15 protein-coding genes are annotated in these 17,026 nt (G+C 66.9%); 8 read left to right on the top strand and 7 right to left on the bottom strand.

Annotation, left to right across the window (positions count from 1 at the left end):
- Position 1 precedes the first annotated feature (1 nt).
- A complete protein-coding gene (locus BMY03_RS11160; RefSeq protein WP_094011071.1) occupies positions 2–1,156 on the bottom strand; it encodes a GGDEF domain-containing protein in 1,155 nt (384 codons plus the stop codon).
- 144 nt (positions 1,157–1,300) lie between these two features.
- On the bottom strand, positions 1,301–2,185 hold the full coding sequence (locus tag BMY03_RS11155) for a LysR substrate-binding domain-containing protein (protein ID WP_038705881.1): 885 nt from the start codon (positions 2,183–2,185) through the stop codon (positions 1,301–1,303).
- A 104-nt stretch (positions 2,186–2,289) separates the two neighbouring features.
- On the opposite strand from BMY03_RS11155, the gene BMY03_RS11150 reads away from it, so the two are divergent.
- The 7 genes from BMY03_RS11150 to BMY03_RS11120 all read left to right on the top strand — a co-directional run bounded on the left by BMY03_RS11150 (position 2,290) and on the right by BMY03_RS11120 (position 9,235).
- On the top strand, positions 2,290–3,255 hold the full coding sequence (locus tag BMY03_RS11150) for a DMT family transporter (protein ID WP_094011070.1): 966 nt from the start codon (positions 2,290–2,292) through the stop codon (positions 3,253–3,255).
- A 135-nt stretch (positions 3,256–3,390) separates the two neighbouring features.
- The gene (gene yghU / locus BMY03_RS11145; RefSeq protein WP_094011069.1) at positions 3,391–4,230 is read left to right on the top strand and encodes a glutathione-dependent disulfide-bond oxidoreductase; all 840 of its coding nucleotides are present in this window, start codon (positions 3,391–3,393) and stop codon (positions 4,228–4,230) included.
- Positions 4,231–4,395: 165 nt separating this feature from the next.
- Entirely contained in the window at positions 4,396–4,959 is a 564-nt protein-coding gene (locus BMY03_RS11140; protein ID WP_052062253.1) for a hypothetical protein, read from the top strand.
- 16 nt (positions 4,960–4,975) lie between these two features.
- Positions 4,976–5,560, top strand: coding sequence for a hypothetical protein (locus tag BMY03_RS11135; RefSeq protein WP_038705879.1), 585 nt, complete (start codon positions 4,976–4,978; stop codon positions 5,558–5,560).
- Between the two features lie 208 nt (positions 5,561–5,768).
- The gene (locus tag BMY03_RS11130; protein ID WP_094011247.1) at positions 5,769–7,472 is read left to right on the top strand and encodes an amidase; all 1,704 of its coding nucleotides are present in this window, start codon (positions 5,769–5,771) and stop codon (positions 7,470–7,472) included.
- A 138-nt stretch (positions 7,473–7,610) separates the two neighbouring features.
- Positions 7,611–8,306 (top strand): helix-turn-helix transcriptional regulator, encoded by a 696-nt coding sequence (locus BMY03_RS11125; RefSeq protein WP_413697897.1) that lies wholly within the window; start codon positions 7,611–7,613, stop codon positions 8,304–8,306.
- 14 nt (positions 8,307–8,320) lie between these two features.
- A complete protein-coding gene (locus BMY03_RS11120; RefSeq protein WP_094011068.1) occupies positions 8,321–9,235 on the top strand; it encodes a pyridoxal-phosphate dependent enzyme in 915 nt (304 codons plus the stop codon).
- A gap of 34 nt (positions 9,236–9,269) precedes the next feature.
- Here BMY03_RS11120 and BMY03_RS11115 read toward each other — a convergent pair whose 3' ends face one another.
- From BMY03_RS11115 to BMY03_RS11095, 5 genes are all read right to left on the bottom strand, one after another.
- Positions 9,270–10,682 (bottom strand): DOPA decarboxylase, encoded by a 1,413-nt coding sequence (locus BMY03_RS11115; protein WP_094011067.1) that lies wholly within the window; start codon positions 10,680–10,682, stop codon positions 9,270–9,272.
- Between the two features lie 79 nt (positions 10,683–10,761).
- Positions 10,762–11,706: a LysR family transcriptional regulator gene (locus BMY03_RS11110; RefSeq protein WP_094011066.1), complete on the bottom strand. Its 945-nt coding sequence runs from the start codon at positions 11,704–11,706 to the stop codon at positions 10,762–10,764.
- An 86-nt stretch (positions 11,707–11,792) separates the two neighbouring features.
- On the bottom strand, positions 11,793–12,503 hold the full coding sequence (locus BMY03_RS11105) for a YebC/PmpR family DNA-binding transcriptional regulator (protein ID WP_023631852.1): 711 nt from the start codon (positions 12,501–12,503) through the stop codon (positions 11,793–11,795).
- A 105-nt stretch (positions 12,504–12,608) separates the two neighbouring features.
- Positions 12,609–14,000 carry an FAD-dependent oxidoreductase gene (locus BMY03_RS11100; protein ID WP_094011065.1) on the bottom strand — a complete coding sequence of 464 codons (1,392 nt, stop codon included), beginning with the start codon at positions 13,998–14,000 and terminating at the stop codon, positions 12,609–12,611.
- A gap of 14 nt (positions 14,001–14,014) precedes the next feature.
- Positions 14,015–15,331, bottom strand: coding sequence for an MFS transporter (locus BMY03_RS11095; protein ID WP_094011064.1), 1,317 nt, complete (start codon positions 15,329–15,331; stop codon positions 14,015–14,017).
- Positions 15,332–15,577: 246 nt separating this feature from the next.
- Between BMY03_RS11095 and BMY03_RS11090 the strand changes: the two genes are divergently transcribed.
- Positions 15,578–16,447: a LysR substrate-binding domain-containing protein gene (locus BMY03_RS11090; RefSeq protein WP_094011063.1), complete on the top strand. Its 870-nt coding sequence runs from the start codon at positions 15,578–15,580 to the stop codon at positions 16,445–16,447.
- Positions 16,448–17,026 lie beyond the last annotated feature (579 nt).

The raw sequence follows: 17,026 nt of genomic DNA, 5'->3' as shown, positions 1-17,026 counted from the left end.
TTCAGCCGCGCAGCCCGTCGACCAGTTGCAGGCTGTTGCGCCCGCTGCGCTTGGAGGCGTACAGCAGCACGTCGCCTTGCTCGATCAACGCCGCCAGGCTGGCCGGTGGGCGGTCGAACAGGTTGGCGCCGATGCTCAGGGTCACCGCCTCGGGGGTGCGGAACGACTGTTCGGCGGTGGCCTGGAACTGCTGGCGCAGGGCCTCGGCCAGGCGCTGTATACCTTCGCGCGACGCCCCGGCCAGGAGAATGACGAACTCGTCGCCGCCCAGCCGTGCGGCGATCGCCCGCTCCGGCAGCATGGTCCGGATCATCTCGCTCAAGGCCACCAGCAGACGGTCGCCAGCGGCATGCCCATGCAGGTCGTTGACCAGTTTGAAGTGGTCGATATCGATCAGCAGCAAAGCCCCGGGGTTTGCCGGGGAAACCTCGTTGAACAGGCTCGCCGCGCGTACTTCCAGGGCGCGGCGGTTGTACAGCGCGGTCAGCGGATCGCGCGCGGCCAGGCGCTCGATGCGCTCCTCGCGGCGGTAGCGCACGGTGCCAGTCATCGACAGGGCGATCAGCATGATCGCCATGGCCCCCTCCACCAGCGATACCTGGATGATCTGCCCGCGAAACGCGCTCAGGTCGATCAGCGTTCCCGGCAGCAGCGCCGGCAGCGTCTTGGCCAGGTAGAACAGCCCGTGCAGCAGCAGGATGCAGCGCAACTGCACCGCGCCGACGCTGAACGACTTGCCGTGCGGGCGCAGCAACGCGCTGGCGTACAGGGTGAACGCGGCGACCAGCAGCGAGTTGGCCACCAGGAAGGTCTTCGACCAGGTGGGCCACTGCGGCAGCAGCAACAGGCTCAGCCAGGCCAGCGGGGCGAGGTAGCAGAGCCGTGACAGACGGGTTTCGGTAAAGCGTGACACCCCCAGCAGGAACAGCCAGTGGGCGGCCACCAGCATGCCGTTGGCGAACCAGATGCCGGTGAACAGGTAGCCGCTGCCACGCAGCAAGGCGAGCGAGGAACCGACACTGATGGTGGCGAAGCTGGCGCTCCAGCACAGCAGCGAAGACTCGCGCACGCTGCGCCACTCCACGGCCAGATAAAGCGCGGCGGCCGCGGCCAGGGCGATGGTGAGGGTCAGCATGGTGGAAGCGTCGAACGCCATGGGTGGAAGTGGCCTGTATCTGGGTTACCGTTCAGAACGGTGATTGTATGCGTTCAAGGGTCAATGCACAGGCATAAATGATATCCAAATGATGGCATTCGGACGGGCAGCCCATTCATTCGCCTACCAGACGACAGTCACCTGTCATTGCCCGGAGAGGAAGCTCACCAGCTGTCGCCCATGCGAGCTGAGCGCTTCCCAACTGCGAAAACAGATACGCAACTCCAGGGTCGCCCAACGCTCCTCCAGCGCCACCCGGCGCACCGCCAGTTCCTGTTCGGCGCGCACGGCCGCCGTTTCCGGCAGCATGGCGATACCCGCGTGCTGGGCCACCAGCTGGGCGATGGCTTCGAAGCTCGGTGCCCGCACCCGCACCTTCAGCGGCATGGCCAGGTTCATCGCCAGTTCCTCGACGAAGCGCTGCATGGCGCGCTCGGCGGGCAGGCAGACGAAGGGAAAACCCAGTGCGTCCGCCAGGCGCAGCTGGCCGCGCCCGGCCAACGGGTGATCGAGCGGCACCAGCAGCACCAGGCGCTCGGTACGAAACGGCAGCGACACCACGCCCTCGTTGACCAGGTTGCCGTCGTACACGCCGATCTCGCACTCCCCGGCCAGCACCACCCGCAGTACATCGATGCTCTTGTGCTCGACCAGTTGCAGGTCGACCTCCGGGTAGTCGGCCAGGAACGGCCCCAGCACGGCCGGCAACAGCGTGCTATTGGTCACGGTGGACGCCGCCAGGTGCAGGGTGATGCGCCGCTGGCCGGCGAGTTCGCGCAGCGTGTCCTGCAGTTTCTGCGCCTCGCCCAGCACGCCCCGCGCCGACTCCAGCACCAGGCGCCCGGCCGGGGTCAGTTGCATGCCGTCGGCCTTGCGCAGGAACAGGGTCAACCCGCTGCGCGCCTCGAACAGGCGCAGGCGGGTGCTGGCGGCCGATACCGCCACCGGGAAGGTCGCCGCCGCCTTGCTCAGGCTGCCGGTGGCGGCAATAGCGGCGAGCAGCCGCAGGTCGGCCAGGTCGAAGTGCATCAAGGCTTCTCCAAATCAGAACGCCATGTTCGAGAAAAAGCGATTCTAGCGCGGTTGCGTTCTGCGCAGAATAAACCGCACTTCTTCTGTGCCACGGACCCGCCATGACCCGCCTGCCCGCCCCGCTCCAGCGCGCCCTTGCCAACGGCAGCCTGTACGCCGTACTCGCCGCCCTGGGCTTCAGTTTCAAGGCCATCTTCGTCAAGCTCGCCTATGCCGCAGGCCCGGTGGACGCCATCAGCCTGCTGGCACTGCGCATGGCCCTGTCGCTGCCGTTGTTCGCCTGGCTGGTATGGGCCAGCCGTGGCCAGGGTGGCGCGCCGCTGAGCGCCGGCGACGGCCTGCGCGTGGCCTTGCTCGGCCTGTTCGGCTATTACCTGGCCAGCCTGTTCGACTTCTACGGCCTGCAATACATCAGTGCCGGGCTCGAGCGGCTGATCCTGTTCACCTACCCGACCCTGGTGCTGGTGATCCAGGCCATCGTCCAGCGCGAACGCCCGACCCTGCGCACCCTGGCGGCCATGGGCCTGTGCTACCTGGGGCTGGGCATCGCCTTCGTCCACGACATCGGCGCCGCGGGTGGCGGCAATGCGGTATTGGTCGGTTCGCTGTGGGTGTTCGCCAGCGCAGTCACCTATGCCCTGTACTACTCGGGCACCGGCATGATGCTCAAGCGCATGAACTCGATGCGCCTGGCCGGATTGTGCGGCACCGCCTCCTCGCTGATGGTGCTGGCCCACTACCTGCTGGTGGCCGATGTCGCGCCGCTGTTGCAGCTGCCCGGCACGGTGTGGCTCAACGCGGCATTGATGGCGCTGTTCTCCACGGTGCTGCCGATCTACTGGGTGGCGCTGGCGATCCAGCGCCTCGGGCCCACGCACACGGCGGCGGTGGGTAACCTGGGGCCGGTGCTGACGATGCTGGCCTCATGGCTGATCCTGAGCGAGGCGATCAGCGTGTACCAGGTAGCCGGGTTGGTCCTGGTGCTGTTCGGGGTATCGCGGCTGAAACCGGCGAAAAAGCCAGAGGCGCCAACCGCGCCGACCCCGGCCTCGGCGCGGCCCCTGTAACGACAGCGGTGCGCCTGCAAGGCGCCATGCATGCGCTGCGGGCACGCATTGAATTTGCCCTGCACGGCGAACCCATGGCATAGAGAGGCTGTCCACGTCCTTACCCGGCCGCATCGCGCCCTCCAGGAGATTCCCATGAGCAAGCCCCCTTATGTTCCGCCCAAGGTCTGGACCTTCGAGGCCCCTTCCGGCGGCCAGTTCGCCAGCATCAACCGCCCGGTGGCCGGCCCCACTCACGACAAGCCGCTGCCCACCGGCAAGCATCCGCTGCAACTCTACTCGCTGGCCACGCCCAACGGAGTCAAGGTCACCATCCTCCTCGAGGAGCTGCTGGCCCTCGGTCATGGCGGCGCCGAGTACGACGCATGGCTGATCCGTATCGGTGAAGGCGACCAGTTCGGCAGCGGCTTCGTGCAGGTCAACCCCAACTCGAAGATCCCCGCCCTGCTCGACCGCAGCGTCGAACCGCCGGTGCGGGTATTCGAGTCCGGCGCGATCCTGCTGTACCTGGCGGAAAAATTCGGCGCCTTCCTGCCCCGGGACCTGGCCGCGCGCACCGAGACCCTCAACTGGCTGTTCTGGCAGATGGGCTCTGCACCTTACCTGGGCGGTGGTTTCGGCCACTTCTATGTCTACGCGCCGGAAAAGTTCGAATACGCGATCAACCGCTTCACCATGGAAGCCAAGCGCCAGCTCGACGTGCTCGACCGGCGCCTGGGCGAAAGCGCCTACCTGGGCGGCGATACGTACAGCATCGCCGACATCGCCGTATGGCCCTGGTATGGCCAGCTGGTGCGCGGCAACCTGTATGGCGCGGCCGAGTTCCTGGCGGTACACGAGTACGCCAATGTGCAGCGCTGGGCAGAGGCCATCGCCCAGCGCCCGGCGGTACAGCGCGGCACCCGGGTCAACCGCACCTGGGGCGAGGAAGCCAGCCAGGTGGCGGAGCGCCACGCAGCCAGCGACCTGGCCTGAGGGGTTCAGGTTCGCGCGGCCGAGCATGGCCGGCATAAATAGTGGCATTTTGCCCTAAAGCTGCCGGCCCCTCGGCCGTAAACCTTGATCAGGTTCAACTCCGATCAAGGATGACATCACTTGAAGAAACTGTTCCAGGCCAGCGCCGTCGTTGCCTTGCTGACGATGAGCGGCTGCGTCTCCTACAACGTCATCGGCCCGGTGGGCACGCCGCCCCACGCCTCCACCGTCGCCAGCCCACGCAGCGCCCAGGTCGCCGATGTGCAGGTCAACGCCCCCGGCATTGACAACGCCACCGGCCAGGCCATCAGCCGCGCCCTGACTCCGCAGCTCAGCCAGTACGTGCAGCGCGCCGGCTACTTCAAGGCCGTCACCGAATACCCCACGCGCCTGGACGAACAGGACGTGCTGCTCAAGTTCGACATGACTTCGCTCAAGGGCCATCGCGCCCCGCACCCGGCGTACTTCCCCGGCGCCCTGCTGACCCTGACGTTCTGGATCTGGTTCAACGGCCCGATCTACGTCGACAGCTTCGACGTGGCCGGCAACCTGGTGATCGTCGACCGCGACGGCGTCGAGTTGGCCAGGGCCAAGGAACAACTGCGCTTCGAACACAACGTCGGCCTGTACGGCGGCGAGTACTGGGCGCCTTCGATGGGCGGCAAGCAACTGACCAAGCTGGTCGGCGAACTGCTCGACGACGCCACCGTGAAACTGGCAAAACGCTGATAACAGGAACACTTCGATGAACATCTGCAAACACGCCCTGCTGCTCGGCGCCCTGCTGCTTGGGGGCTGCGTCTCGTATTCCACCGGCGACCTGGCACCGGTCGGCACCTGGCCGCCGGCGGCGAGCACCGCCGCGGCCAAGCCCAACGCCTACCTGCGCAGCACCGCGCTGTACCAGGTCAACGACGGCGCGGCCGTGGCCGCCGCCGGCGCCCACGCCGACATGTGGGAGAAGACCATCAGCGAGACCTACCAGCAATCCGGCCGCTTCACCCAGGTCAGCACGCAGAAGGGCGAAGCGGACCTGTACGCCGAATCGACCCTGACCAACCACGAGGAGTTCGTGACCGCGTCGGCGTTCATCACCGGCTTCACCCTGTTCCTCATCCCCTCTACCGCCAAGAACACCTTCACCCTGCAGACCGTGTTCAAGGACAAGGACGGCAAGGAGATCGGCCGTGTCAGCAAGAGCGAGTCGATCCGTACCTGGATGCAACTGGTGCTGATCGTCGGCCTGCCATTCCAGGCCGACACCCGCGACGTGGTGCGCGAGCTGGCCCGCAGCACCCTGGACGAGGCGGTACAGCGCAAGCTGCTCTGATCGTCACCACCGTTCGAATCGGCGGGCTTGGCCCGCGATCGGCGCCAACCGGTCGCGGGCCAAGCCCGCTGCCGTTTCAGCCCCGCCATCCGGCGCTCAGCGTGCCGCGCTGCAACGAACCATTTCCCCGCTGCATGCCTGCGCCCACCAAGACCTTCTTGCTACACTCGCCGCCATGATTTTCCACCTGCACAACTGTGGTGACAGCATGATCGAGGTAACCGAGGTTTCCATTGCCGAGCTGCGCGACGCGCTCGAGTCCGGCCGCACGACGGCCGTCGAGCTGGTCAAGGCGTACCTGGCCCGCATCGACGCCTACGACGGCGCCGACACCGCCACGCGGCTCAATGCCGTGGTGGTGCGCAACCCCGAGGCCCTGAAAGAGGCCAAAGCCTCCGATGCCCGCCGTGCCCGTGGCGAAACCCTCGGTCCGCTGGATGGCATCCCCTACACCGCCAAGGACAGCTACCTGGTCAAGGGCCTGACCGCCGCCTCCGGCAGCCCGGCGTTCAAGGATCTGGTCGCCCAGCGCGACGCCTTCACCGTCGAGCGCCTGCGCGCCGGCGGCGCGATCTGCCTGGGCAAGACCAACATGCCGCCGATGGCCAATGGCGGCATGCAGCGCGGCGTGTATGGCCGCGCCGAAAGCCCGTACAACGCCGCCTACCTGACCGCGCCCTTCGCCTCCGGCTCCTCCAACGGTGCCGGCACCGCCACCGCCGCCAGCTTCAGCGCCTTCGGCCTGGCCGAGGAAACCTGGTCCAGTGGCCGCGGCCCGGCCTCGAACAACGGCCTGTGCGCCTACACCCCGTCGCGCGGGGTGATCTCGGTGCGCGGCAACTGGCCGCTGACGCCGACCATGGACGTGGTCGTGCCATATGCGCGGACCATGGCCGACCTGCTGGAGATCCTCGACGTGGTGGTGGCCGACGACGCCGACAAGCGCGGCGACCTGTGGCGCCTGCAACCCTGGGTACCAATCCCGGCCGCCTCGAGCGTGCGCCCCGCCTCGTACCTGGACCTGGCCGTGGGCGCCGAGACGCTCAAGGGCAAGCGCTTCGCCGTGCCACGCATGTACATCAATGCCGACACCGAAGCCGGCACTGCCGAGAAACCCGGCATCGGCGGCCCGACCGGCCAGCGCATCAATACCCGCGCCAGCGTGATCGAACTGTGGCAGCAAGCCCGCCAGGCCCTGGAAGCGGCCGGCGCCGAAGTGGTCGAGACCGACTTCCCGCTGGTCTCCAACTGCGAAGGCGACCGCCCCGGCGCGCCGACCGTGTTCACCCGCGGCATCGTCAGCAAGGAGTTCCTCCACGACGAACTGTGGGAACTGTCCGGCTGGGCCTTCGACGACTTCCTGCGCGCCAACGACGATCCCAAGCTCAACCGCCTGGCCGATGTCGATGGCCCGCAGATCTTCCCCCACGACCCCGGCACCCTGCCCAACCGTGAAGACGACCTCGCCGCCGGCATGGACGAGTACGTCAACATGGCCAAGCGCGGCCTGAAGACCTGGGACCAGATCGCCACCGTGCCCGACGGCCTGCGCGGCCTGGAAGCCACCCGCAAGCTCGACCTGGAAGACTGGATGGACGCCCAGGGCCTGGACGCGGTGCTGTTCCCCACCGTGGCCGATGTCGGCCCGGCGGACGCCGATGTGAACCCCGAATCGGCGGACATCGCCTGGAGCAACGGCATCTGGGTGGCCAACGGCAACCTGGCGATCCGTCACCTGGGCGTGCCGACCGTGACCGTGCCGATGGGCGTGATGGCCGACATCGGCATGCCAGTGGGCCTGACCTTCGCGGGCAAGGCGTACAGCGACAACAATCTGTTGAAATTCGCCGCCGCCTTCGAGTCCACCGGCTCGCGCCGTATCGTCCCGCCACGCACGCCGAAACTGGGCTGACGCACTTGATCGCGGGCCCTCCCGTTCCTGCCTTGGGCAGGAGCGGGAGGGCCCGTGATTGCTTTTGAGGGTTCGACACCTTCGCCAAATTCAACTTTTTGTGTAATATTCAACACAATATTGAATCTGGTGCCGATCATGCTCACCCTCGCCCACGAACGCCAGCTCACCCTGAACGTGCTCAAGACCGCCCTGCAGGCCTTGGGCAGCGTCGTCCCGCGTAATGTGGAAATCCTTCTGCACGACCTCGAAAACCCGGAACGCTCGGTGATGGCGATCGTCAATGGCGAGCTCTCCGGCCGTCAGGTCGGCAGCCCGATACTGGCCGCTCCCGAACAGGACCAAGGGTTCAAGGCGCTGATGCAGGCCGCCGCCGACCAGCAGGGCTGCGACCCTGTGGTGCTGCCCGACTACCCCACCACCCTCAAGGGCCGCAGCCTGCGCAGCGCCACGGCGATCTTCCGTGACAGCACCGGCCAGCCCTTCGCCAGCCTGTGCGTGAACACCGACGTCACCGGCCTGGACGCCGCCATGGCGTTCCTGCGGCACTTGCAGCCGCTGGGCGCCGCGCCAGCCACGGTATCCGGCGACGAGCCCGCCGACATGACTGCATTGATGGCCGGGATCATCCAGGACGCGCTGCAACGCAGCGGCCAGGGGCGAATGAGTAAACACGCCAAGGTCGAGGCCGTGCGCGTGATGCAGGAGCGCGGCCTGTTCATCGTCAAGGGCGGCGTCGAGAAAGCCGCCGAGGCCCTCGGCGTGACCCGCTACACCGTCTACAACTACCTGGAGCAGCTGCGCGGCGAGCCCGCCGCGGCTGCCCGCGACTGAGCCACGGAGCCCACATGCCCTTGCATATCCCAACCCCGCTGATCGAATCCCGTCCGCTGTCGCTGAGCGCCGGCCGCCCGGTGTGGCTCAAGCTCGAAGCCCTGCAACCCTGTGGCTCGTTCAAGCTGCGCGGCGTCGGCCACGCTTGCGAGACGCACCATGCTCGCGGCGCCCGTCACTTCGTCTCCTCGTCCGGCGGCAATGCCGGGCTGGCGGTGGCCTACGCCGGCCGCAAGCTCGGCGTGCCGGTGACCGTGGTGGTGCCCGAGACCACCACCGAACGAGCCAAGGAACTGCTGCGCCTGGAAGACGCCAGCGTGGTGGTGCGTGGCAGCTCCTGGCAGGAAGCCAACGAGCACGCGCAGACCCTGCTGGGGGCCGGCGACGCCTTCATCCACCCGTTCGACGACCCGCTGTTGTGGACCGGCCACGCCAGCATGATCGATGAAGTGGCCCAGGCCGGCTGCAAGCCGGATGCCGTGGTGCTGTCGGTCGGCGGCGGCGGCCTGCTGCGCGGCGTGGTCGAAGGCTTGCAGCGCAATGGCTGGCAGGACGTGCCGGTAATGGCAGTGGAAACCGCAGGCGCCGCGTCGCTGCACGCGGCCATGGCCGCAGGGCGCACCGTGGAACTGCCGGGGATCACCTCGGTAGCCACTTCACTGGGGGCCAAGCGGGTGGCCGAACAGGCGCTGGCCTGCACCCGCCAGCACCCGGTGGTCAGCCACCTGGTGAGTGATCGCGAGGCGCTCGACGCCTGCGAACGCCTGCTGCGCGATCACCGCCTGCTGGTGGAGCCGGCCTGCGGCGCGGCGCTGGCCTTGCTCGAACATCCCGAGGCAGTGGCGGCCTTCGGCAATGTCCTGGTGATCGTCTGTGGTGGCGCCACCGCAACGCTGGAGCAGATCCGCGCCTGGCGCGAAGCCTGCTGATTGCAGGCCCCTGAAGCAGTGACAGGCCTCTTGGCTACTCGGCCACCACCGCCTGCAACCGCGCCCACAGCCGCTCGACATGCTCGCGCTCAGTGGGCAGCGCCCCCACCGAGACCCGCACCATCCAGCGCCCGTCCAGGGTCGCCGGGGTCACGTAGGCATCACCCGAGGCGTTGAGGCGCTCGGCCCAGGCGCGGGTGTGGGCATCCAGCGCCTCGCCCTCGAGACCCGTCGGGCGATGGCGGATGCACAAGGTCTGCAACTGCACCGGCGCCAATACCTCCCACGTGGGAGCCGCCTCCACCTGCGCGGCCAGCCACTGCGCGTTTTCCAGGTCGCGGCGCAGGCGTTGCTGCAGGGCCTCGACACCTTCGCTGCGCAGCATGAACCACAGTTTCAAGGCGCGGAACCGGCGCCCCAGGGGGATGCCCCAGTCGCGCAGGTTCTTCACCTCGCCATCGACCGCCGACTGCAGGTAGCTGGGGTTGGTGCTCATCACCCGGATCAGGTGCTGCGGGTCGCGCACATAGTAGATCGAGCAGTCGAAGGCCACGCCCAGCCACTTGTGGGCATTGACCACCACCGAGTCGGCCAGCTCGATGCCGTCCCACATCCAGCGGCATTCCGGGAGGATCATCGCCGAACCGGCCATGGCCGAGTCTACGTGCAGCCACAGCTGGTTGGCCTGGGCGATCTCGCCGATCGGGCGCAACGGGTCCAGCGCGGTGGTGGTGGTTGTGCCGGTGGTGGCGACCACGGCGCAGGGCTGGTTGCCGGCGGCGAGGTCCTGGGCGATGGCTTCGCGCAGCGCCTCCGGGCGCATGGCGTAGTGTGCGTCGGTGGGGATCAGGCGAATGTTTTCACGGCCGAACCCGGCCAGCAGCGCGGCCTTGTCCACCGAACTGTGGGCATGGGCGCTGACGTAGACCACCAGGGGCTTGCCCTGGGCCTGCAGGCCGCCGCGCACCTGGGCATGGTCGGTGGCACGCTCGCGGGCGCAGATCAGCGCCACCAGGGTGCTGGTCGAGGCGGTGTCCTGGATCACTCCGCTCCATTGCCCGCTAAGGCCGAGCAGCTGGCGCAGCCAGTCGAGGGTGGTTTCCTCGAGTTCGCTGAGGGCCGGGCTGGACTGCCACGACAGTCCGAGCACGCCCAGGCCGGTGCTGAGGAAGTCGCCGAGCACCGATGACAGAGTGCCGTTGGAGGGGAAGTAGCCGTAGAAGTCCGGGTGCTGCCAGTGGGACAGGCCGGGCATCACCAGCTTGTCGACGTCGGCGAGGATGGCCTCGAACGGCTCGCCTTGCTGCGGTGCGCCCTGCGGCAGCGCGGCCTTGAGGTAGCCGGGTTCGACCTGGGCCATGACCGGGCGTTCGCCGACGGTCTGGCGGTAATCGGCGATCAGGTCGATCAGTTGGTGGCCGTATTGGCGGAATTGTTCGGGGGTCATGAGTGGTCTCCTGGCAGCACAATGCCTCGCAGTCTAGGCCTCCATCACCCGTCGAATAACCCCGCTTCGCGCATAGCTGCTATGGCAAAGGCGCATGCCCACCCTGTACGCCGAACTGCGACTGGCGCCACACCTCGAACACCCGGTTGCGCAACCAGCGATGTTCGGCCGAGGCCTGCAGACGCTGATGCCATACCACCCAGTAACGCTGGGTGTGCTCGACAAAGCCCATGGGCCGCCAGCTCAACCCATGCAACCGCGCCAGTTGCCGGGCGATATGCTCGGGCACCGTGGCCAGCGCCTGGCCGTTGCCGACCACCTGGACCATGGCGCTGAAGAACGGCACCTCCAGGCTGACGCGTCGTTGCAGCCCCTGGGCGCGCAGATGGCGGTCGATGAAGCTGTCCTTGTCGCCGCCACCGGACACCCGCACATGCTTGAAGGCCAGATAGTCGTCCTGGCTCAGTTCGGCGCGAGCGCTCAGCGGATGGTCATGGCGCATCAGGCACACCGCCCGGTCCTCACCCAGCAGCCGGCCATGCAGGTTGGGTGGCGACTCGTCGAACAGCGTGGTGGCCAGGTCGATCTCGCCGCTGGCGAGCCAGGCGTACTGCCCGGCCTGCCAGGTGCGGTACTCCAGCGACACCCCCGGCGCCTCCTGCTCCAATGCTTTCACCAACTGCGGCAGCATATGTTCGGCCACGTAGTCCGAGGCCGCCAGGCAGAAGCGCCGCTCGCAGCGTGCCGGGTCGAACGCTGCGGGCTGACGCAGGGCGTTGAGCTCGTCCAGTACCTGGCGCAATGGCTCGACCAGCGTTTCGGCGTGTTCGCTGAGCACATAGCCACGCCCCTGGCGCACCAGCAGCGCATCGTCGAAGGCCTCGCGCAGGCTGGCCAGCTGGCGGCTCAGCGCCGATTGGCTGCAGCCCAGACGCTCGGCGGCATGGCTGAGGTTCTTCAGCTGCAGGAGGCAGTCGAGGGTGCGCAGGTGGGCGAGGCTGAGGGAGGCGAAGGTGGGGTGCATGGCACAGGTCCGGAAATGATCGCGGGGCAAGCCCGCTCCCACAGACACACTGGGAGAGGGCTTGCCCCGCGAGGATTACGCGCGGCTCAGTCAGTCAGGCCGACATAGACGTTCTGCACGTCTTCGTTCTCGTCGATAGCCTCGAGGAAGGCCTCGACCTCGGCCAGGGCTTCGGCGCTCAGGCTGGCAGCACTCACCGGGTTCTTCGGGGTATAGCCGATCTTCGCCGAAGTCACGGTGAAACCATGCTCCGGCAGGGCTTTCTGCACGGCATCGAGGTCGGTGGTGTCGGTGATGAACAGGGTCGAACCTTCTTCCTCGCCGTCCTCGAAGTCCTGGGCACCGGCTTCGATGGCTGCCATTTCCGGGTCGGCGTCGCCTTCCGGGGTCGCCTCGATCAGGCCGACGTGGTTGAAGTCCCAGGCCACCGAGCCGCTGGCACCCAGCTGGCCCTTGCGGAACAGCACGCGGATCTGCGCCACGGTGCGGTTGACGTTGTCGGTCAGGCACTCGACGATCAACGGCACCTGGTGCGGGGCGAAGCCTTCGTAGCTGACCGCATGGTATTGCACGGCCTCGCCGTCAAGGCCGGCGCCTTTCTTGATCGCGCGCTCCAGGGTCTCACGGGTCATCGAGGCTTTCTTGGCCTGGACGATGGCCAGGCGCAGGCGCGGGTTCATGTCCGGGTCGGCGCCGGACTTGGCGGCGATCTGGATCTCCTTGGCCAGCTTGCCCATGATCTTGCCCTTGGCGTTGGCCGCCGTTTCTCTATGCTTGGCTTTCCACTGTGCGCCCATATCGACTCTCTTTGTTTCAACGGCCGGTTCAGGAAGCGACCGGCCAAAAAGTGGGGAGAGTTTATACGCCCTGCGCACCGGGTTCGACAAGAAATCGCATCAGCTTCAGCCCTTGTCGGCCTTCCCCGCCGCCGCCGCGAACTTCGCCAGGCGCACATCCAGCCCGCGCGGACGCACGCCGCGGTCTTCGGCGCGCTCCTTGCGGCGAATGGCGTTGCGCACCAACAGCGACCCCAGGTAGCGCACCGGCTCCGGCGGGAAACGCCCCAGCGGGCCCTTGACCAGCGGCGAGCGGGTCCAGGGGTTGTCCAGCCCCAAGGCCAGCGACGAGAGGATCTGCCCGCCCATATGGCACGGCCCCACCCCGCTGCCCGAATAGCCGAAGCCGTAGAACACGTTGCCCTGCCCATCGAGCCGGCCAAAGAACGGCAGACCGGTCACCGAGCGGTCCGACGGCCCGTTCCAGCTCGCCGCCAGCGGCACCTCGGCCAGCGCCGGGAAAAACTCGGCCAGGCTGTCGCGCAGCAACGGCTGGTACGGCGACGGCTGGTCGAACACCGGCAGCATGCGCCCGCCGTAGGCGAAGGTATTGCCGCCCTTGCCGAGCATCAGCCGGCCATCGGAGGTGTTGTGGTAGTAGTGCACGAAGATCCGCGAATCGAGCACGCTGACACCGCTGTCCAGGCCGATCTGGCGCAGCAGTTCGGGGCATGGCTCGGTGATCACCATGTCGCTGGAGACGATCGCCACGCTGCGCTCGAACTGCGGGAAGGCCCGCGCCATCCAGGCATTGAGGCCGAGGACGACGCGGTCGGCGCGGATGGTGCCGGTAGCGGTGCGCACCTGCGCCGGCGCGCCATGTTCCAGGCCGGTCATCGCCGTGCCTTCGTGGATGCGCACGCCACGTTGCAAGGCCACCCGGCGCAAGCCGCGCACCAGCCGCCCCGGCTGCACCGTGGCCGCGGCCGGCGAGTACCAGCCCTCCAGGTGCCGCTGGGAGCCGGCCAGGCGCTGCACCTGCTCCAGCGCCAGGCGCTGGAACGAGTTGATGCCGCGGCGCTCCAGCGCGGCGATCACCGCATCGGTGCCGCCGACCTGGGCCTGGTTGGTGGCGGTGTAGAGCGTGCCGTCCATGCGGAAATCGCAGCGGATGCCATTGGCCGCGCAGAACTCGCCGATGGCGCCGATGCTGCGTTCGGACTCTTCCACCAGGCGTATCGCCTCGGCCACCCCGAACAACCGTTCGAGGGTGAAGTACTTGGCCGACCAGGACAGTGCACAGCCTCCATTGCGCCCGCTGGCCCCGGCGCCACAGATGTCGGCCTCGATCAGCAGCACCTCCAGCTGCGGCGCCTGTTCCTTGATCATCAAGGCAGTCCACAACCCGGTGTAGCCACCGCCGACGATGCACACGTCGCAGCGCGCATCGCCAGCGAGCGGCGGGCACAGAGCCTCGTCTTCCTGGTCCAGGGCCTGTTGCAGCCAGAAGGGTCTCATCTGCTCGCTTTCCTCTAGGTACGCAGTGGCTTGATCGCCATGCCGGTATTGGGGGCCACGTCGGTGGCCTGGGGTGCCGTTGCCGGACGGCTGTTCCAGTGCGGCAGCAGCACCAGGGCGGAGAACAGCGCGGTGCCGGCGAAGACGATGAATACCGTGACGCTGTCGAAGTAGCCCGGCAGCAAGCCGCCAAGCACCGCGCCCACCGAGCCGCAGCCGTTGACGAAACCGGCCGCGGTGGCGCCGGCCTTGGCGGTGCCGAAATCAATGGCTGCGGCGCCGCTGATCATCGAGTCCGGGCCATACAGGGTCAGGCCCATGACGAACAGCAGGGTCACCACCAGCACCACGCTGCCGGTGTGCATCGCCGCCATGAAGCCGGCCAGGGTCAGGGTCAGCAGCACCAGGCTGATCACACAGGCCGGCATGCGCCGGGCGCCGAACAGCTTGTCCGAAGCCAGGCCGATGAGGATCGGGCCAAGCAACCCGGCCAGCTCGAAGGCCGTGGGGATGATCGCCGCGCCGACCTTGCCCACCGAGGGCATCTGCTCGAAGACGATCACCGGCCCCCACAGCAGGATGGCGTAGCGCGCCGGCTTGAGCATGAAGTAGGCCAGGCCCAGGGTCAGCACCGTGCGGTTGCGCAGGATCTCGCGCAGCGGTGCCCAGACGCTGCACAGGTTCGCTCCCGGGGCCATGCTCTGTGGTTCGGGCTCCACCGCCGGCAGGCCAACGTCCTCGGGTTTGTTGCGCTGGAAGATGAAGAACAGCACCGCCACCGCGGCCACCACCACGGCACTGGAAAAGAATGCCGCGTGCCAGGTGCCGACCAGGGTGTAGGCCCACCAGCCGGCGAACGGCGAGGCCACCAGGCCGCCGAAGGCATAGCAGGAACTCCACAGCCCTAGCACCCGTCCGCGCTGGGACGCCGGGAAGAAACTGCCAATGTTCTTGCACAACCCCGCCCAGCCGGTGGACTGCGCCAGCCCCTGGACCAGCATGCAGGTGGCGAAGATCGGGAAGGTCGCGTAACTGCCCATTACCACCGCCGCCGCCGCCGAGATCAGCAGCCCACCAAGCACCACCACGCGCGGCCCGAAGCGGTCGGCGAGCATGCCCCAGGTGAACTGGCCCACGGCATAGGCGGCCAGGTAGATGGCGTCGAGGTTGGCCATGGCGGCCTTGTCGAGCATGAACGAGGGGTCTTCGCCGATGCCGAGCTTGGCCACCGAGAAGGCTTTGCGGGTGAAATAGAAGGCGGCGTATGCCAGCCAGGTGATTGCGAAGATCTGCACGCGCCAGCGCTTGATGGCGCCCAGGGATTGGTTCATTTGACTCTGACCTCTTGTTTGAGTGTGCCGGCAGAATGTGAAGAAACGCCTGTCTTGTTGTTGTGTTGCGCACTGCGTGACGGAGGGACGTCACTTGGTCAGATGGCGGTGGTGCCGCCATGGCCGACATGCCGCTGCTCGTGGCAGAGGCGCCGGGTTGAAACACATGGAAACAGCTGCTGACTGATAAATAAAATCGATTTATCGTATTTCACACATAAGCCCAGCTTTTAAGTGGAGTGTTCGATGTCGGTCTCCCATGCTCAACTCAAGGCGTTCCACGCGGTTGCCGAACAGGGCAGCTTCACCCGCGCGGCGCAGAAGCTGTTTCTCACCCAGCCGGCGGTGTCCGACCAGGTGCGCAAGCTCGAGGAGCGCTTCGGCGTGTTGCTGTTTCACCGCAACAAGCGTTCGGTGCAGTTGACCGACCTGGGCGAGCGGCTGCTGGGCGTCACCCAGCGTCTGTTCGCCTGCGAGGCCGAGGCCCTGGAGCTGTTGCAGGACTCACGCGCCCTGCACACCGGCAGCCTGACCCTGGCGGTGGACGCGCCAGTGCATGTGCTGCCGCAGATTGCCCGGTTCTGCCAGCGCTATCCGGGGATCCAGGTGAAGATCGAGACCGGCAACACCGATGAGTCGCTGGCGCGGCTGTTCAGCTACCAGGCCGACCTGGCCCTGCTCGGGCGCGATGTCGATGACGAGCGGCTGTTCTGCGTGCCAATGCGGCGTGACCCGATGGTGGCGTTCGTCTCGCACCAGCATCCTTGGGCCAGCCGTGGGCAGATCAGCCTGGCGGATCTGGACGATACGCCGCTGGTGCTGCGCGAGCCGGGGTCGGTGACGCGGCAGACGCTGGAGGAGGAAATGCAGCGGGCGGGGTTGCGGATTCGGTCGGCGATCCAGGTCGAAGGGCGGGAGGCGGCGCGGGAGGCGGTGGTGGTGGGGATTGGTGTGGGGGTGGTGTCCGCGGCGGAGTTCGGGGCCGATGCTCGGGTTTGTGCTTTGCCGATTGTGGATTGTCAGCGGCATTTGACGGAGACGTTGGTGTGTTTGCAGGAACAGCGGATGCGGCGGGTGGTGGCTACGTTTTTGGAGATGGTCTTGGAGGAGGGTTAGGTTCTTTGGTTATTGTTTTCATTTTTGTATGCGCATTCGTAGGTGATGTCGACATTTAGGCACCTTCCGCCCTTACGGCGGGTTACTTTGGTCTTGGCCAAAGTAACCAAAGCCGCCCCGCTCCGTTCATCCGGCCCCTACGCTTCGCTCCGGGGTTCCCTCGCTCCGTTCTTGCTCCCGGGAGTACCGCGCTGAACGCCCCATCCTGGGGCGCAGCGCTTGACGGCCATCCATGGCCGTCACCTCCCTCCGCAAGAACTCCGCTCGGCCTCCTGAAGTCGCAATTAGTGGCGCCTGAACTATCGCGCACTTAGAAGCAAGAGCAAGAGCAAGAGCAAGAGCAAGAAATGCAAAGTTATTTAATTAAAGTTTAGTTATACATTGACTGTGCCGGCTATTTCGCAGGTATACGGCGGCTGGCTGCGTTCGAGAGATTAACTAATTACTCAACTAGCGACAGCAGCGCCAGTTCAGGCGCCGCCCCTAACTTCGCGACTTCAGGAGGCCGAACGGAGGTCTTGCGGAGGGAGGTGACGGGCATGGATGCCCGTCAAGCGCTGCGCCCCAGGATGGGGCGTT

This window comes from Pseudomonas soli (genome assembly GCF_900110655.1).
Classification (GTDB): Bacteria; Pseudomonadota; Gammaproteobacteria; order Pseudomonadales; family Pseudomonadaceae; genus Aquipseudomonas; species Aquipseudomonas soli.
The sequence above is the reverse complement of the archived record's forward strand: the minus strand, read 5'-3'. Positions and strand labels throughout refer to the sequence as shown.

Bases quoted from the DNA above. Each gene is read 5' to 3' on its own strand.
- BMY03_RS11115 (WP_094011067.1), bottom strand. From the start codon at position 10,682: ATGACCCCCGAACAATTCCGCCAATACGGCCACCAACTGATCGACCTG.
- BMY03_RS11125 (WP_413697897.1), top strand. From the start codon at position 7,611: ATGCTCACCCTCGCCCACGAACGCCAGCTCACCCTGAACGTGCTCAAG.
- BMY03_RS11090 (WP_094011063.1), top strand. From the start codon at position 15,578: ATGTCGGTCTCCCATGCTCAACTCAAGGCGTTCCACGCGGTTGCCGAA.
- BMY03_RS11105 (WP_023631852.1), bottom strand. From the start codon at position 12,503: ATGGGCGCACAGTGGAAAGCCAAGCATAGAGAAACGGCGGCCAACGCC.
- BMY03_RS11130 (WP_094011247.1), top strand. From the start codon at position 5,769: ATGATCGAGGTAACCGAGGTTTCCATTGCCGAGCTGCGCGACGCGCTC.
- BMY03_RS11160 (WP_094011071.1), bottom strand. From the start codon at position 1,156: ATGGCGTTCGACGCTTCCACCATGCTGACCCTCACCATCGCCCTGGCC.
- BMY03_RS11140 (WP_052062253.1), top strand. From the start codon at position 4,396: ATGAGCGGCTGCGTCTCCTACAACGTCATCGGCCCGGTGGGCACGCCG.
- BMY03_RS11150 (WP_094011070.1), top strand. From the start codon at position 2,290: ATGACCCGCCTGCCCGCCCCGCTCCAGCGCGCCCTTGCCAACGGCAGC.
- BMY03_RS11155 (WP_038705881.1), bottom strand. From the start codon at position 2,185: ATGCACTTCGACCTGGCCGACCTGCGGCTGCTCGCCGCTATTGCCGCC.
- BMY03_RS11095 (WP_094011064.1), bottom strand. From the start codon at position 15,331: ATGAACCAATCCCTGGGCGCCATCAAGCGCTGGCGCGTGCAGATCTTC.
- BMY03_RS11100 (WP_094011065.1), bottom strand. From the start codon at position 14,000: ATGAGACCCTTCTGGCTGCAACAGGCCCTGGACCAGGAAGACGAGGCT.
- BMY03_RS11120 (WP_094011068.1), top strand. From the start codon at position 8,321: ATGCCCTTGCATATCCCAACCCCGCTGATCGAATCCCGTCCGCTGTCG.
- BMY03_RS11110 (WP_094011066.1), bottom strand. From the start codon at position 11,706: ATGCACCCCACCTTCGCCTCCCTCAGCCTCGCCCACCTGCGCACCCTC.
- BMY03_RS11135 (WP_038705879.1), top strand. From the start codon at position 4,976: ATGAACATCTGCAAACACGCCCTGCTGCTCGGCGCCCTGCTGCTTGGG.
- yghU (WP_094011069.1), top strand. From the start codon at position 3,391: ATGAGCAAGCCCCCTTATGTTCCGCCCAAGGTCTGGACCTTCGAGGCC.